Source organism: Kitasatospora sp. NPDC090091 (assembly GCF_044747365.1).
GTDB lineage: Bacteria > Actinomycetota > Actinomycetes > Streptomycetales > Streptomycetaceae > Kitasatospora.
Genome location: NZ_JBIVDY010000008.1, coordinates 74,677 through 88,543, shown reverse-complemented (window position 1 = coordinate 88,543; position 13,867 = coordinate 74,677). Strand labels below are relative to the sequence as shown.

Annotated in this window: 15 protein-coding genes and 1 riboswitch; of the genes, 4 read left to right on the top strand and 11 right to left on the bottom strand. The window is 72.9% G+C overall.

The features are described 5' to 3' along the window. Positions 1 to 10: 10 nt before the first annotated feature. The 3 genes from ACIPSC_RS15950 to ACIPSC_RS15940 form a co-directional block, all read right to left on the bottom strand. A complete protein-coding gene (locus ACIPSC_RS15950) occupies positions 11 to 697 on the bottom strand; it encodes a copper homeostasis protein CutC (RefSeq protein WP_400826202.1) in 687 nt (228 codons plus the stop codon). 61 nt (positions 698 to 758) lie between these two features. Next, on the bottom strand, positions 759 to 1,703 hold the full coding sequence (locus ACIPSC_RS15945) for a hypothetical protein (RefSeq protein ID WP_400826201.1): 945 nt from the start codon (positions 1,701 to 1,703) through the stop codon (positions 759 to 761). Further along, on the bottom strand, positions 1,700 to 2,059 hold the full coding sequence (locus ACIPSC_RS15940; RefSeq protein ID WP_400826199.1) for a PadR family transcriptional regulator: 360 nt from the start codon (positions 2,057 to 2,059) through the stop codon (positions 1,700 to 1,702). Before ACIPSC_RS15940 ends, ACIPSC_RS15945 begins: the two co-directional genes overlap by 4 nt. A gap of 82 nt (positions 2,060 to 2,141) precedes the next feature. Here ACIPSC_RS15940 and ACIPSC_RS15935 point away from each other — a divergent pair, with 82 nt between their 5' ends. Beyond that, on the top strand, positions 2,142 to 2,774 hold the full coding sequence (locus ACIPSC_RS15935) for a hypothetical protein (protein ID WP_400826198.1): 633 nt from the start codon (positions 2,142 to 2,144) through the stop codon (positions 2,772 to 2,774). 119 nt (positions 2,775 to 2,893) lie between these two features. Here the strand turns inward: ACIPSC_RS15935 and ACIPSC_RS15930 are convergent, their stop codons facing one another. From ACIPSC_RS15930 to thrC, 5 genes are all read right to left on the bottom strand, one after another. Further along, the gene (locus ACIPSC_RS15930; RefSeq protein ID WP_400826197.1) at positions 2,894 to 3,253 is read right to left on the bottom strand and encodes a hypothetical protein; all 360 of its coding nucleotides are present in this window, start codon (positions 3,251 to 3,253) and stop codon (positions 2,894 to 2,896) included. Between the two features lie 88 nt (positions 3,254 to 3,341). After that, positions 3,342 to 4,964: a chaperonin GroEL gene (gene groL / locus ACIPSC_RS15925; protein WP_270144962.1), complete on the bottom strand. Its 1,623-nt coding sequence runs from the start codon at positions 4,962 to 4,964 to the stop codon at positions 3,342 to 3,344. Between the two features lie 390 nt (positions 4,965 to 5,354). After that, positions 5,355 to 5,558, bottom strand: coding sequence for a cold-shock protein (locus ACIPSC_RS15920; protein WP_030289665.1), 204 nt, complete (start codon positions 5,556 to 5,558; stop codon positions 5,355 to 5,357). A gap of 559 nt (positions 5,559 to 6,117) precedes the next feature. Next, positions 6,118 to 6,396 (bottom strand): ubiquitin-like small modifier protein 1, encoded by a 279-nt coding sequence (locus ACIPSC_RS15915; RefSeq protein ID WP_238861216.1) that lies wholly within the window; start codon positions 6,394 to 6,396, stop codon positions 6,118 to 6,120. A 27-nt stretch (positions 6,397 to 6,423) separates the two neighbouring features. Continuing rightward, positions 6,424 to 7,707, bottom strand: a complete 1,284-nt coding sequence (thrC, locus tag ACIPSC_RS15910; protein WP_400826196.1) for a threonine synthase — start codon at positions 7,705 to 7,707, stop codon at positions 6,424 to 6,426. A 17-nt stretch (positions 7,708 to 7,724) separates the two neighbouring features. Then, positions 7,725 to 7,859: riboswitch (SAM riboswitch) on the bottom strand. Positions 7,860 to 8,077: 218 nt separating this feature from the next. Between thrC and ACIPSC_RS15905 the strand changes: the two genes are divergently transcribed. After that, on the top strand, positions 8,078 to 9,118 hold the full coding sequence (locus tag ACIPSC_RS15905; RefSeq protein ID WP_400826195.1) for a glucosyl-3-phosphoglycerate synthase: 1,041 nt from the start codon (positions 8,078 to 8,080) through the stop codon (positions 9,116 to 9,118). A gap of 38 nt (positions 9,119 to 9,156) precedes the next feature. Next, positions 9,157 to 10,626, top strand: a complete 1,470-nt coding sequence (locus ACIPSC_RS15900; RefSeq protein ID WP_400826194.1) for a trehalose-6-phosphate synthase — start codon at positions 9,157 to 9,159, stop codon at positions 10,624 to 10,626. 73 nt (positions 10,627 to 10,699) lie between these two features. Here ACIPSC_RS15900 and otsB read toward each other — a convergent pair whose 3' ends face one another. Beyond that, on the bottom strand, positions 10,700 to 11,542 hold the full coding sequence (gene otsB / locus ACIPSC_RS15895) for a trehalose-phosphatase (protein WP_400826193.1): 843 nt from the start codon (positions 11,540 to 11,542) through the stop codon (positions 10,700 to 10,702). Positions 11,543 to 11,580: 38 nt separating this feature from the next. After that, complete coding sequence (locus tag ACIPSC_RS15890; protein WP_380235766.1) at positions 11,581 to 11,826, bottom strand: DUF3263 domain-containing protein; 246 nt, start codon at positions 11,824 to 11,826, stop codon at positions 11,581 to 11,583. 93 nt (positions 11,827 to 11,919) lie between these two features. Here ACIPSC_RS15890 and ACIPSC_RS15885 point away from each other — a divergent pair, with 93 nt between their 5' ends. Continuing rightward, positions 11,920 to 12,273 (top strand): cupin domain-containing protein, encoded by a 354-nt coding sequence (locus ACIPSC_RS15885; RefSeq protein ID WP_313765076.1) that lies wholly within the window; start codon positions 11,920 to 11,922, stop codon positions 12,271 to 12,273. Between the two features lie 149 nt (positions 12,274 to 12,422). On the opposite strand, the gene ACIPSC_RS15880 is transcribed toward ACIPSC_RS15885, so the two are convergent. Continuing rightward, the gene (locus tag ACIPSC_RS15880) at positions 12,423 to 13,697 is read right to left on the bottom strand and encodes an extracellular solute-binding protein (protein WP_400826191.1); all 1,275 of its coding nucleotides are present in this window, start codon (positions 13,695 to 13,697) and stop codon (positions 12,423 to 12,425) included. Between the last annotated feature and the right edge of the window lie 170 nt (positions 13,698 to 13,867).

Genomic DNA, 13,867 nt, shown 5'->3' with positions numbered 1-13,867 from the left:
GCTGCCACGCTCAGCCATCGATCAGCGACCGCCACTCGGCGACCCTGCCGGCGTCCACCGGCGACCGCCACCCGTCGGGGCGCACCGCGCCACCGACGTGGAAGGCGTCGAACCCCGCCGCCCGCAGGCCCGGCACGTGCCCGGCCCGCAACCCGCCGCCGATCAGGATGCGCTGGCCGTACCCGGGCTCGCCGGCCCGCGCCAGCTCGGCCCGCAGGACGTCCCGGCCGGCGTCCACCCCGCCGGCCGCGCCGGAGGTGAGGAAGGTGTCGAGGCCGGGCAGCGCGCCGACCGCGGCGCGGACGGCGGCCCGGTCGGCGCTGTGGTCGAGCGCCCGGTGGAAGGTCCACCGGCAGCCGGCCACCGCCTCGGCGACGGCCGCGGTGGCGGCCAGGTCGACGCTGCCGTCGGCGTCGAGGAAGCCGAAGACGAACTCGTCGGCGCCCTCGGCCCGCAGGGCGTCGGCGCGGGCACAGAGCCCGTCCAGGTCGCCCGGGGTGAAGCCGTCCCGCAGGCGGAGCATGACGCGGAGCGGGAGCTCCACCGCGGCGCGGATCCCGGCGAAGTCCTCGACGGACGGGGTGAGCCCGTCGGCGGCCATGTCCGTGACCAGTTCGAGCCGGTCGGCGCCGCCCGACTCGGCGGCCTGGGCGTCCTGGGGCGTCAGCGCGATGACTTCGAAAATTGGTCTAGACATATCGGTAGACTGTCACACCCCGCACCCGGCGGCGACACCCGGCCCCACCGGTCCGCCGGGTTCACGCCACGAGCTTCCGGTCCCCGTCGCCCGGAGCCGCCCCACCGGTCGGCCGGCGCAGCATGAGCAGCCCGACCATCGCGGCCACCGCCAGCACGGTCTCCGGCACCAGCCTGGTCATCCCGCCCGACTGCTGCCAGATCGGGTAGACGTTGACGCTGAACGTCCAGGACAGCATGGCGAGCCCGGGCACCGCGACCACGTACCAGCGGCGCAGGACGGCCAGCGCCATGAACAGCGGCACGCCGACCATCATGACCCGCCAGAACCGATCGATGCTGCTCCAGGACGAGTAGGCGTCGAACGCGTGGATCGCGACCGGGGACGCCGCCACCGACACCAGCACCAGGCCCCGCTCCCGCCAGGTGGGCGACGGCAGGGCATCCCGGGGCGCGGCGAGTTGCACCAGGCTCCAGAGCAGGAAGGCGCCGTCGAAGGCGAAGACGTAGAAGACCACCCACACCCTGGACCCCCACGGCACGGACGCCGCTTCCATGGCCAGGTGCGCCAGCACCGCGAGCGCCGTCCCTCCGGCCAGCAGCCGCGCGGCGGACCACCGCCCGAACAGGGCCGCGACCGCCCCGAGCAGCGGCAGCACGGTGATCGCCGCCAGGGCCAGGAAGAACGGCACGTCCCTGGCCTCGCGCGGGAGTTCGAGGTCGAACCAGGAGTGCTCCGCGAGCTGGAAGGTGGCCGCCATCCCGGCCGAGGCGCCGGCGGCGAGCGGCGCCGTCAGCGCCGCCAGCCGCCCACCCGGCGAGCTGGAGGTCAGCCGGGTGCGCAGGCGCAGGCCGTACGCCGCGAGGTCGAAGGCCTCCCGCGCGGTGGCCAGCCGGCCGGCACCCGCCGTGGTGTCGGCGAAGACGGCGGCGATCTCGTCGGCCCGTTCCCGGCGGTAGCGGGCCGGATAGAGCCGCAGGGCGGCCTTCAGGGTGAAATCGGTCATGCGAAGGCCCCCCTGACCCTCGGACGGACAACGGAAACGGAGACGGAGAGTCGGCGCTGCGCCTCCTCGGCGACGGCGCGCAGCCGCTCGGCCTCGGCGGCCAGCACCTCCCGCCCACCATCGGTGAGCGCGTAGGTGCGGCGGGCACGGCCGTCGACGACCTCCTCGGCGGCGACCTCGATCAGGCCCTGCTGGAGCAGCCGGTCCAGGGCGCCGTAGAGCGTACCGGTGCGCATCTTCACCCGGCCGTCGGAGATCGCGGCGACCTCCTGGATGAGCGCGTAGCCGTGTCTGGGCGCATCGGCCAGCGCGGTGAGCAGGAGCAGCGTCGGCTCCTGCATGGCTCGTTCTGTCATGGGACTACATATACCGGTCGCCGACATATACAGTCCAGAGGAAACGTCAGATCATCCTTCCGCACCCAGCAGAATGGCCCCCATGCCCGACCGAGACCTGCTCGCCGACTGGACCGCCCTGCTCCGCCGTTGCGGCGCGAGCGCCGACCCGGAGCCCTACGGCCGCGAGCTGCTGCGCCGCTGGGCCGAGCCGCAGCGGCGCTACCACACCACCGGCCACCTGCGGGCGGTGCTCGATCACGTGGACGCGCTGGCCGCGCACGCCGCGGAGCCGGACACCGTCCGGCTGGCCGCCTGGTTCCACGACGCCGTCTACCGGCCGGACCGCTCCGAGAACGAGGAGCGCAGCGCCGCCCTCGCCGCCCGGGCCCTCACCGAGGCGGGCCTGTCGCCGGAGCGGGTGGCCGAGGTGGTCCGGCTGGTCCGGCTCACCGTCACCCACCGGCCCGAGCCGGGCGACCGTGACGGGGAGGTGCTCTGCGACGCGGACCTCGCCGTCCTCGGCGGCGCCCCGGAGGCGTACGCCGGCTACGCGGCGGCCGTGCGGGAGGAGTACGCCTTCGTCCCGGAGCCGGACTTCCGGGCCGGCCGGGCCGCGGTCCTGCGGCAGCTGCTGGCGCTCCCTGAGCTCTACCGCACCCCTGCGGCGCACGAGCGGTTCGACGCCCGGGCCCGGGCCAATCTCGCCACCGAGCTCGCCACGCTGGAGGGTTAGCGCCTCACGCGGACGGCCCCGGGCGTACCGGCCTCATGCGGACGGGCCCCGCGGGTGACCTCACGCGGACGGGCCCGGGCGTACCGGCCTCACGCCTTCGGGCCCGGGCAGGCGCGCCCTCAGGCGAGCTGCCCGACGGGCGCCACCACCGCGCCCTCCTTGCCGCAGACCCAGTGCGGGTCCGGCCCCAGCTCGGGCTCCACGCTGAGCGCGTGCGGATCCCCGTCCGCCGCGCACGCGGTGCAGAGCGGCCAGCGGCCGTACGCCTCCAGCAGCGCGTCCTGGACGTCCTGGGCGACCAGCCCGAGCACGTACTCGGTGCCGTCCGGCCACTGCTCCAGCCACCAGCGCCGGTGCGTCACCGCCTTCTCGACCAGCGACACCACGGCGGCGTCCGCCACGTCCCGGGCGGTCAGGTCGGCCAGGATCAGTGCCCGCGCGCTGTGCAGCGCGGTCTCGATGTCATCTGCGGAAGCCATCCGTCCATTCTCCCAGAGAACGCCGCACGGGCGGCTCCCCGAGGGGAACCGCCCGTGCGATCGAAGACTTGACCGATCCGGCGAGGGATCAGAAGTCCATGTCACCGCCCGGCATGCCGCCGCCGGCGGCCGCAGCGGCCTTCTCCGGCTTGTCGGCGATGACGGCCTCGGTGGTGAGGAACAGCGCCGCGATGGAGGCGGCGTTCTGCAGCGCGGAGCGGGTGACCTTGGCCGGGTCGATGATGCCCTCGGCGACCAGGTCGACGTACTCGTTGGTGGCCGCGTTCAGGCCGTGACCGGCGGGGAGGTTACGCACCTTCTCCACCACGACGCCGCCCTCAAGGCCGGCGTTGGTCGCGATCTGCTTGATCGGGGCCTCCAGCGCGACCTTGACGATGTTGGCACCGGTGGCCTCGTCGCCGTCCAGCTCCAGCTTGTCGAAGGCGACACCGGCCTGCAGCAGGGCGACGCCGCCACCGGCGACGATGCCCTCCTCGACGGCGGCCTTGGCGTTGCGGACGGCGTCCTCGATGCGGTGCTTGCGCTCCTTGAGCTCCACCTCGGTGGCCGCGCCGGCCTTGATGACGGCCACGCCGCCGGCCAGCTTGGCGAGGCGCTCCTGGAGCTTCTCGCGGTCGTAGTCCGAGTCGCTGTTCTCGATCTCGGCGCGGATCTGGTTCACGCGGCCCGCGACCTGCTCGCTGTCGCCGCCACCGTCGACGATGGTGGTCTCGTCCTTGGTGATGACCACCTTGCGGGCGGTGCCCAGCAGGTCGATGCCGGCGTTCTCCAGCTTGAGGCCGACCTCCTCGGAGATCACGGTGCCACCGGTGAGGATGGCGATGTCGCCGAGCATGGCCTTGCGGCGGTCGCCGAAGCCCGGGGCCTTGACGGCGACGGACTTGAAGGTGCCGCGGATCTTGTTCACGACCAGGGTCGACAGGGCCTCGCCCTCGACGTCCTCGGCGATGATGACGAGCGGCTTGCCGCTCTGCATGACCTTCTCCAGCAGCGGGAGCAGGTCCTTGACCGAGCCGATCTTGGAGTTGGCGATGAGGATGTACGGGTCCTCGAACGTCGCCTCCATCCGCTCCAGGTCGGTGGCGAAGTAGGCCGAGATGTAGCCCTTGTCGAAGCGCATGCCCTCGGTGAGCTCCAGCTCCAGACCGAAGGTGTTGCTCTCCTCGACGGTGATGACGCCTTCCTTGCCGACCTTGTCCATGGCCTCGGCGATGAGCTCGCCGATCTGGGTGTCGGCGGCCGAGATGGAGGCGGTGGAGGCGATCTGCTCCTTGGTCTCCACGTCCTTGGCCTGGGCCAGCAGCTGGTCGGAGACGGCGGCGACGGCCTTCTCGATACCGCGCTTCAGGGCCATCGGGTTGGCGCCGGCGGCGACGTTGCGCAGACCCTCGCGGACGAGCGCCTGGGCCAGCACGGTGGCGGTGGTGGTGCCGTCACCCGCGACGTCGTCGGTCTTCTTGGCGACCTCCTTGACGAGCTCCGCGCCGATCTTCTCGTAGGGGTCCTCGAGCTCGATCTCCTTGGCGATGGAGACACCGTCGTTGGTGATCGTGGGGGCGCCCCACTTCTTCTCCAGCACGACGTTGCGGCCCTTGGGGCCGAGCGTGACCTTCACTGCGTCGGCGAGCTGGTTCATGCCACGCTCAAGGCCGCGGCGAGCTTCCTCATCAAAGGCGATGATCTTGGCCATCAGAAGTGGTCCTCCGGGACACGGTCGACTGCTCGGACCAAGGGGTGCCCGCGACGGACGGCCCTGGTGTGCGGGGGTCCTTTCCCCTACCGCTCCCGGGGGCCTCACCGACCCGGTCCGCTGTCACTCTCACGCTGTGAGTGCTAACGCCAATGATTAGCACTCCGGGTAGGCGAGTGCAAGCCCAATCGCCAACCCGCGAGCCGCGCCGCACCCCCGCGCCGGGCCTCACCGGGCCCCGTGGCCGGGCCTCACCGGGCCCCGCGGCCGGGCCCGCGCCGCGCCCCGCACACGGCGGCGGGCCCGCACGACGCGTGTCGTGCGGGCCCGCCGCGAAGCAAGAGGTGCACCAGCCGATGGGCCGAGCCGAACTCCTGGGTGTCGGAAAGGTCAGACCGCCGCGCGGACCATGTCCGCCTGCGGGCCCTTCTGCCCCTGAGAGATCTCGAACTCGACCCGCTGGCCCTCCTCAAGGGTGCGGTAGCCGTCCATCTGGATCGCGCTGTAGTGGACGAAGACGTCCGCACCACCGTCGACCGCGATGAAGCCGTAACCCTTCTCCGCGTTGAACCACTTGACGGTGCCCTGAGCCATTCCGAACTCCCCTAGTGCTGTGCTGGCCCTTCACGCGCCCGCGGGTCTGCGGGTGCGGGTCTGGTTGAGGCCGGCCCGGGGAACCCCCCCTGGGCACAGCCGTGCACGCCGCAATCCCCGCCGAGACCACCGGACGGCGTCCGGTGTACGGGCGATTGCGTCGACCGCGGCTGAATGTATCCGGATCGACGCCCTCTGCAACAGGCCCAATCGCCGGGAATTCACCGGGCCCGCCAAGGGGCAGATCCGACGGAATCGGAAGGAACGCCGCAATTCACGCCGGACATAGCGGACGGATTACCCAAATCCCCTCAAGAATTCTGACATCGGCCTGACATGTTTCACGGCCGTGGAGCGGCCGGCGGTCTCGGCGGCCGGACGGGGAACGGCGGTGCGGGCGCGGACGGATTCGACCACCGGTACGAGGGGGAGGGGAGCCCCGTTCCCGGTCGAGCCACACTCTACTCCGACTGGGAGTGCAAATATTCCCGCCAAAATACGACCGGCCACCCCGGGTCGGAATTCCGTCCCGGGGCGGCCGACTCGGCAGTCGGACGGCTCAGCAGCCGCCGGCCACCGCCGGAATGATCGAGACGCTCGCGCCGTCCTTGATCTCGGTGGCCAGACCCTCCGCGAACCGAACGTCGTCGTCGTTGACGTAGACGTTGACGAAACGGCGCAGCTTGCCGGTGTCGTCCAGAATGCGCGCGGCGATCCCGGCGTGGTTCCGGTCCAGGTCGGCGATGACGTCGCCCAGGGTGGCGCCCTCGGCGCTCACCTCGGCGGCGCCGCCGGTGTAGGTGCGCAGGATGGTCGGGATGCGGACGTTGGCGCTCATGGGGGGCTTCTCCTAGCTGGGGGTGGGTCAGGCGGAGGCGAGGCCGGCGTCGCGGAACGAGGCCAGCGTCGGGCGGATGACGGCGGTCATCCCGGCGTCGGAGACGGCGTCCAGCGTCTTCAGGCCGTCGCCGGTGTTGATCGCGACGGTCTCCTTGGCCGGGTCCAGCTGTCCGGTCTCGACCAGCTTCTTCAGCACGCCGACGGTGACGCCGCCGGCCGTCTCGGCGAAGATGCCCTCGGTGCGGGCCAGCAGCTTGATCGCGGCCACCACCTCGGCGTCCGTCACGTCCTCGACCGCACCGCCGGTGCGCCGGGCGATGTCCAGCACGTACGGGCCGTCGGCCGGGTTGCCGATCGCCAGCGACTTGGCGATGGTGTCCGGCTTGACCGGGCGGATCACGTCGTGGCCGGCCTTGAACGCCGCCGACACCGGCGAGCAGCCCTCGGCCTGGGCGCCGAAGATCTTGTACGGCCGGTCCTCGACCAGGCCGAGCTTCACCAGCTCGCGCAGCCCCTTGTCGATCTTCGTCAGCTGGGAGCCCGAGGCGATCGGGATGACGATCTGCTCCGGCAGGCGCCAGCCCAGCTGCTCGCAGATCTCGTACGCCAGCGTCTTGGAGCCCTCGCCGTAGTACGGGCGCAGGTTGACGTTGACGAAGCCCCAGCCCTCGCCGGCCGGGTCGCCGATCAGCTCCGAGCAGAAGCGGTTCACGTCGTCGTAGTTGCCCTCGATGCCGACCAGTTCGCCGCCGTACACACCGGCCATGACGACCTTGCCCTGCTCCAGGTCGTGCGGGATGAACACGCAGGACTTGAAGCCCGCCCGGGCGGCCGCGGCGCCCACCGCGCCGGCCAGGTTGCCGGTCGAGGAGCAGGAGAGCGTGGTGAAGCCGAACGCCCGCGCCGCCTCGATCGCGCAGGCGACCACGCGGTCCTTGAACGAGTGGGTCGGGTTGCCGGAGTCGTCCTTGATGTGCAGCTGCGCCGTGAAGCCGAGCTCGCGGCCCAGGTTGTCCGCCTTGACCAGCGGGGTCCAGCCAGGGTTCAGGTTCGGCTTGCCGGCGACGTCGGCCGGCACCGGCAGCAGCGGGGCGTAGCGCCAGATCGAGGCCGGGCCGGACTCGATCCGCTTCCGCAGCGCCTCGGCGCCCTCGCTCCCGAAGTCGTACGCGATCTCCAGCGGCCCGAAGCACTCCAGGCAGGCGAAGCTGGGGCCGAGCGGGAACCGGGTGCCGCACTCGCGACAGGACAGCGCGGCGGCGGGGCCGAGGTCAACGGTGCTGACGGGTGCGGCAGTGTCGATAGCCATGGTGGCGGAGGCCTCTCTCCTCATCTTCCCCGCGGCGCGGTTGCGCCACAGGCCGGAATTGGCACCTGTCCCGCCGGGGCCTGTAACGACAGCCGCGCGAGAAGGTTGCCGGGACGTCAACGGGCCGTTCCCTCAGTCCCTCTGGATGAGCTCTGTGAAGTTGTTGGTCCTGCTCAGCGGCGACCCCGGCGTGCGAAGGTCCGACCGCTGTACGAAGACTGTATCCGAAGGCGTGAAGCTTGAACGGGACCGTCCGCCACGCGAGATGGCCCGTTCCACCCGACCGTTCCACCCAGCTGTTCCACCTGATCCGCCCCACCCGACCGCTCCAACCGACCCGCTCCACCCGAACCCCGCCGAGGAGAGACCCGTGCCCGCCGACCCGACACCCGAGCTCGTCCCGCAGGCGGCGTCCTGGCTGCGCCGGCGCTCGTGGAGCGCGGCCGACCGTCCGGTGCGCACCCTGCTGGAGGCCAAGCGGGCCGCCGGCCGTGCGGGCAGCGTCAGCGTCGTCCTGCCCGCGCTGGACGAGGAGGCCACGGTCGGCGACATCGTCCGCACGGTCCGCCGGGAGCTGATGGAGCGCCTGCCGCTGGTCGACGAGCTCGTCGTGGTCGACTCCGGCTCCGCCGACGGCACCGCCGCCGTGGCCGCCGCCGCGGGCGCCCGGGTGGTCCACCGGGACGAGATCCTCCCCCGGCTGCCCGCCGCCCCCGGCAAGGGCGAGGTGCTCTGGCGCTCGCTGCTGGTCACCCGCGGCGAGATCGTCTGCTTCATCGACGCGGACCTGCGCGAGTTCGACCCGGCCTTCGTCTCCGGCATCGTCGGACCGCTGCTCACCGACCCCGGCATCCAGCTGGTCAAGGCCATGTACGACCGGCCGCTCGAAGTGACGCCGAGCGACTCCGCCGCGGGGGACGCCGCGGTGGTCCCGTCCGGCGGCGGCCGGGTCACCGAACTGGTCGCCCGCCCCCTGCTGAACCTGCACTGGCCGGAACTCGCCGGTTTCGTCCAGCCGCTCGGCGGCGAGTACGCGGCCCGCCGCTCGCTGCTCGAACGCCTGCCCTTCCCCACCGGCTACGGCGTCGAGCTGGGCCTGCTGGTCGACGCACTGGAGACCGTCGGCCTGGACGCGCTGGCCCAGGTGGACGTCGGGGTGCGCCACCACCGCCACCAGGACGGCCAGGCCCTCGGCCGGATGGCCGCCACCATCTACCGCACGGCACTCGAACGGCTGGACCGGACGCACCGGCTCAAGGCCTCCGCCGATCTGGTGCACCCGCTGCTCACCCAGTTCACCCGCGATCCGGAGACCAGGGAGTTCACCGCGCACACCCACCCGGTGACGGCCCTGGAGCGGCCCCCGATGCACACCGTCCCCGAGTACGCGGGCCGCCACCCGGCCCGCTGAGGGGTTTGCGGCCCCGGGCCCCCGGCAACCTACCCATCATGGGCGATCTCACGACCGAGCGTTCGAATTCGACCGGCACCGCCCCGGTCCTGGTGGCATCCAACCGGGGACCGGTGTCGTTCAGCACGGCGGAGGACGGCACGCTGGCCCTCCGCCGGGGCGGCGGGGGCCTGGTCTCCGGGCTCTCCGCGATCGGCGACCCCGACGCCGTCTGGGTCTGCGCGGCCCTCGGCGACGCGGACCGCCGGGCCGCCCGGGAGGCCCCGGACGGCCGCCTCGACCGGGCCGGCCACGATGTCGGCGGGCAGGCCGTCCGGATGCTGGACATAGACCCGGAGACCTTCGCCCGCGCCTACAACGGCGTGGCCAACTCGACCCTCTGGTTCGTCCACCACCTGCTGTACGCCACCCCCACGGCCCCCGCCTTCGACGCCGGCTTCCGCACCGAGTGGCAGGCGTACACCGCCTACAACGCCGCCTTCGCCGAGGCGCTGGCGGCCGAGGCCGCCCCCGGAGCGGCCGTCCTGGTGCAGGACTACCACCTCTCGCTGGCCCCCGCGCTGCTCCGCGCCGCCCGGCCGGACCTGCGGATCGGCCACTTCTCGCACACCCCGTGGGCCCCGCCCGAGTACTTCCGGCTGCTGCCCGACGACGTCGCCGAGGCCGTGCTCACCGGCATCCTCGGCGCCGACCGGGCCGGCTTCCTGACCCGCCGCTGGGCACTCGCCTTCGCCGAGTGCTGCGCCGCCGTGCTCGGCGCCGAGGTCGACCGGGAGGCCCTCACCGTCACCCACGCGGGCCGCACCACCCGCCTCGGCGTCCACGGCCTCGGGGCCGACGCCGACTTCCTGCGCGAGCGCGCCCACCGCCCGGACGTCGAGGAGCGGCTCGCCGCGCTGCGCGAGGCCGTCGGCGACCGCCGCACCGTCGTCCGGGTCGACCGCACCGAGCTGAGCAAGAACATCGTCCGCGGCTTCCAGGCCTACCGGCACCTGCTCCGCACCCGCCCGGAGTGGCACGACCGCGTCGTCCACATCGCCTTCGCCTACCCCTCGCGGACCGACCTCGCCGAGTACCGCGACTACACCGCGCGGGTCCGGGAGCTGGCCGCGGAGATCAACGCCGAGTTCGGCACGGACTCCTGGCAGCCACTGATCCTGCACGTCAACGACGACTTCCCGCGGTCGCTCGCCGCCTACCGGCTGGCCGACGTCGCCCTGGTCAACCCGATCCGCGACGGCATGAACCTGGTCGCCAAGGAGGTGCCGGTGGTCTCCGATCGGGGCTGCGCGCTCGTCCTCTCGCGCGAGGCCGGCGCCCACGCCGAGCTCGGCGAGGACGCGCTGAGCGTCAACCCCTACGACGTGATCGCCACCGCGGACGCGCTGCACGCCGGGCTCACCATGGCCGCCGACGAGCGCGCCGACCGCACCAAGCGGCTCGCCGCCGCGGCCACCGCGCTGCCGCCGCAGCAGTGGTTCCTCGACCAGCTGGACGCGCTGCGCTGACCGCCCGCCCGGGGCGGAGCGGCGCTCAGCATCAGGGCCTGACCTGTGGCGCGGCCCCGGCCTGATTCACAAGTCAGGCCTGGGCCCCGAGGACCGCCCCGAGCGCCGTCAGCAGCTCGACCACGCCGGCCGGGCCCGCCACCACCAGGTCGGCCCGGTCGGCGAGCTCCTTCACCGGCGCGTCGCCCACCGTGCCGCTGCAGACCAGCAGCCCCGCGACGCCCTCGCCGCGCAGCCGCTCCACCGCGTCGAAGGCCGCCAGGTCGCCCAGGTCGTCCCCCGCGTACAGCACCGAGCGCGCCCCGCGCTCGCGCAGGTAGCCGGTCAGCGCGGCCCCCTTGTCGACCCCCGGCGGACGCAGCTCCAGCACCAGCCGTCCCGGCTCCACCACCAGCCCGTGGGCCTCGGCCAGCGCCCCGACCGGCGCACGCAGCAGCGCCAGCGTCTCCTCGGGTGCCTCTGTGCGCCGGGTGTGCACCGCCAGCGACCGCCCCTTGTCCTCGACCCACGTCCCGGCCGGCGCCCCTGACTCCGCCAGCACCCCGGCCAGCTCGGCCCGTGCCCGCTCCACCCCCGGGTGCGCCGGCGGCGAGGTCAGCTCCCCCGCCTCCCAGCGCTCGGCGCCGTAGTGGCCGAGCACCACCACGCCGGTGAGGGCGTCCAGGCCGCCGTACTCCACCGCCAGCGCGGCCGGCCGGCCGGTCACCACCACGATCGACCCGACCCGCGGTGCCAGGGCGGCCAGCGCCCCGGCCGCGTCCGGATGCGCCCGTGCGGACGCGGGGTCGGCCACGATCGGCGCCAGCGTCCCGTCGAAGTCCAGTGCGACCACCGCGTCCCGCGGCGCCCGGAGGATCTCCGCCAGGCCCGCGCGCCCGGCATCCGTGGTCGGCGGCACACTCTGCTCAAGGCCCATGCCCGGACCCTACCCACGCGGCCCCGGCCGGACTCCCGCTACCGGGCGGCCCGGCGGGCGTCCCGGATCCGGCGCAGCCGGTTCACCAGGACCGGAGCGTGCGCCAGCGCCTCCGGCCGGTCCAGCAGTGCGTTCAGCAGCTGGTAGTACCGGGTGCTGGAGAGACCCAGCTCCTCCCGGATGGCCCGCTCCTTCGCTCCGGCCGTCCGCCACTGGCGGCCTTCGAGCTCCAGTACCGCCAAGTCACGCTCACCGAGTCCACCCGTGCCGGCCACGAGCCACACCTCCGCCCACCACTACGGAGTGTCATTCTGCCCCGCGGACCCGACACACTCTGCGCCCCGCGGCCGGGGGCGTCCCCGGATAGCGTCGACCCCATGACCGCCACGACGCCCAGCTTCGCCCTGCACATCCCCGCCGCCGAGCTCGAACCCGACCCGCTCGACCCGGCCCAGATCGTCTCCGGCACCCCCGAGGTCTCCGGCCGCGTGCTCTCCGAGTCCGCCGACGGCCGCCAGCTCCGCGGGATCTGGCAGATCACCCCGGGCGTGGTCACCGACGTGGAGGCCGACGAGATGTTCGTGGTGCTGAGCGGCCGGGCCACCATCGAGATCGAGGACGGCCCGACGCTCCACGTCGGCCCGGGCGACTGCGGCGTCCTGCGCGCCGGGGACCGCACCACCTGGACGGTCCACGAGACGCTCCGCAAGGCCTACGCGATCAGCCTCTGACTCCCCCCGCCCCGAGCCGAAGGGCCGCGCCGGTGTCGAAAGCGACGAGCGACGAGCGACGCAGGAGCGCTGGAGCGCTGGAGCGAGGAGCGTCGGCACCGGGTCCGGAGCGGCCCGGGAGGCGAGCGGGCGAGTAGCAGCCCGGGTTCTCACTTGCGGACCCGGGCCGCTTCCTTCACCGCGGCCTCCTGCAGTCCCTCCAGCACCTGCTTGGGGTCGCCGGTCACGGCCGCGCCGATCCCCGTCTTGATGCGGTTGCTGACCTCGGCCCACGCCGGGTCCCCGAACGGGTAGAAGCTGGCGTTGGCCAGCCCGGCCGCGAACTGCTTCAGGTCCTCGTGCCGGCCGCCGCCCGCGGTCATCTCGGCGAAGGCGTCCTGGGTGACCGGGAGAAGGTTGTAGGCCTCGTCGAACTTGAGCTGGTTCTCCTTGGCGTAGACGAAGGAGAGGAACCTGCGGATCTCGTTCTTGTGCCCGTTGGCCTTGAACGCCATCATCCAGTCCGCCACGCCGAGGCCGGCGGTCTTCGCCAGGCCGTCCTTCCGCGGGATCGGCGCCGTGCCGTAGTCGACCTTGGCCTTGGCGGCCATCCGCAGCAGCGTCGGGTGCCCGTTCAGCATCGCCACCTTGCCGGCCGCGAAGTCGGTGAAAACCGGGGTGCGGTTCATCGTGCCCGGCTCGGGGTACGTCAGCTTCGTCTCGACCAGGTTGGTCCGCAGCCATCCGAAGGTGGCCTGGTTCTGGGCACTGTCGATGGTGTAGTTGCCGACGTCGTCGGAGAGGCTCCCGCCGCCGCTCAGCGTCCACAGCATCGACTCGGCCGGCGCCTCCTCGGGCCCCAGCGGCAGCCCGTACGGCACGACCCCGGGCACCTTGGCCCGGATCTTCTCGGCGGCCTGCCGCAGCTCGTTCCAGGTGGCCGGCGGCTGGGTGATGCCGGCCTTCTGGAAGATCGCCTTGTTGTAGAAGAGCACCCGTGAGGAGGAGACGAACGGGATGCCGTACTGCGTGCCGAGCACCTGCCCGGCGTGGCTGAACGACTCCAGCATGTTGGCCTGGGTGTCCAGCGAGAGCACGTCGGCGACGGGGTAGAGCCGGTCCGCCGCGGCCTGGTCGGCGAAGCCGCCGGTCTGCACCAGGTCGGGCGACCTGCCGCTGCCCACCAGGTCGGCGACCCGCTTGCCGATGTCCGTCCAGCCGACCACCTCTACGTCGACCTTGATGCCCGGGTTGGCGGTCTCGAAGCGGCGGGCCACGTCCTGCCAGTAGAGCTTGGAGCCGGTGGCCGCGTCCTCGCCGTAGTCGGCCGCCACCAGCTTGAGGGTGACCGTCCGGTCGCCCTGGCCGCCGCAGCCGGTGAGCAGCAGCGCTCCGGCCAGCGCGGTGCCGAGCAGCCGGGTGGGAGCCTGGGCACGCCTGTTCAACGCGGGTACCGCCTTCGGGGGGAGGAAACCGGCCGGACGGGGGGAAATCCGGCGGGGAGGCCGCCACCCTGCCAAACCTCCGGCACAGTGGTCCAGACCTCCGGGCGTTACCCGACGGGTAGTTATCGAAGTGCGGGGGTCGTTGCGCGATGCGCAACGACCCGGCTCCG

Bases quoted from the DNA above. Each gene is read 5' to 3' on its own strand.
- ACIPSC_RS15950 (WP_400826202.1), bottom strand. From the start codon at position 697: ATGTCTAGACCAATTTTCGAAGTCATCGCGCTGACGCCCCAGGACGCC.
- ACIPSC_RS15945 (WP_400826201.1), bottom strand. From the start codon at position 1,703: ATGACCGATTTCACCCTGAAGGCCGCCCTGCGGCTCTATCCGGCCCGC.
- ACIPSC_RS15940 (WP_400826199.1), bottom strand. From the start codon at position 2,059: ATGACAGAACGAGCCATGCAGGAGCCGACGCTGCTCCTGCTCACCGCG.
- ACIPSC_RS15935 (WP_400826198.1), top strand. From the start codon at position 2,142: ATGCCCGACCGAGACCTGCTCGCCGACTGGACCGCCCTGCTCCGCCGT.
- ACIPSC_RS15930 (WP_400826197.1), bottom strand. From the start codon at position 3,253: ATGGCTTCCGCAGATGACATCGAGACCGCGCTGCACAGCGCGCGGGCA.
- groL (WP_270144962.1), bottom strand. From the start codon at position 4,964: ATGGCCAAGATCATCGCCTTTGATGAGGAAGCTCGCCGCGGCCTTGAG.
- ACIPSC_RS15920 (WP_030289665.1), bottom strand. From the start codon at position 5,558: ATGGCTCAGGGCACCGTCAAGTGGTTCAACGCGGAGAAGGGTTACGGC.
- ACIPSC_RS15915 (WP_238861216.1), bottom strand. From the start codon at position 6,396: ATGAGCGCCAACGTCCGCATCCCGACCATCCTGCGCACCTACACCGGC.
- thrC (WP_400826196.1), bottom strand. From the start codon at position 7,707: ATGGCTATCGACACTGCCGCACCCGTCAGCACCGTTGACCTCGGCCCC.
- ACIPSC_RS15900 (WP_400826194.1), top strand. From the start codon at position 9,157: ATGGGCGATCTCACGACCGAGCGTTCGAATTCGACCGGCACCGCCCCG.
- otsB (WP_400826193.1), bottom strand. From the start codon at position 11,542: ATGGGCCTTGAGCAGAGTGTGCCGCCGACCACGGATGCCGGGCGCGCG.
- ACIPSC_RS15885 (WP_313765076.1), top strand. From the start codon at position 11,920: ATGACCGCCACGACGCCCAGCTTCGCCCTGCACATCCCCGCCGCCGAG.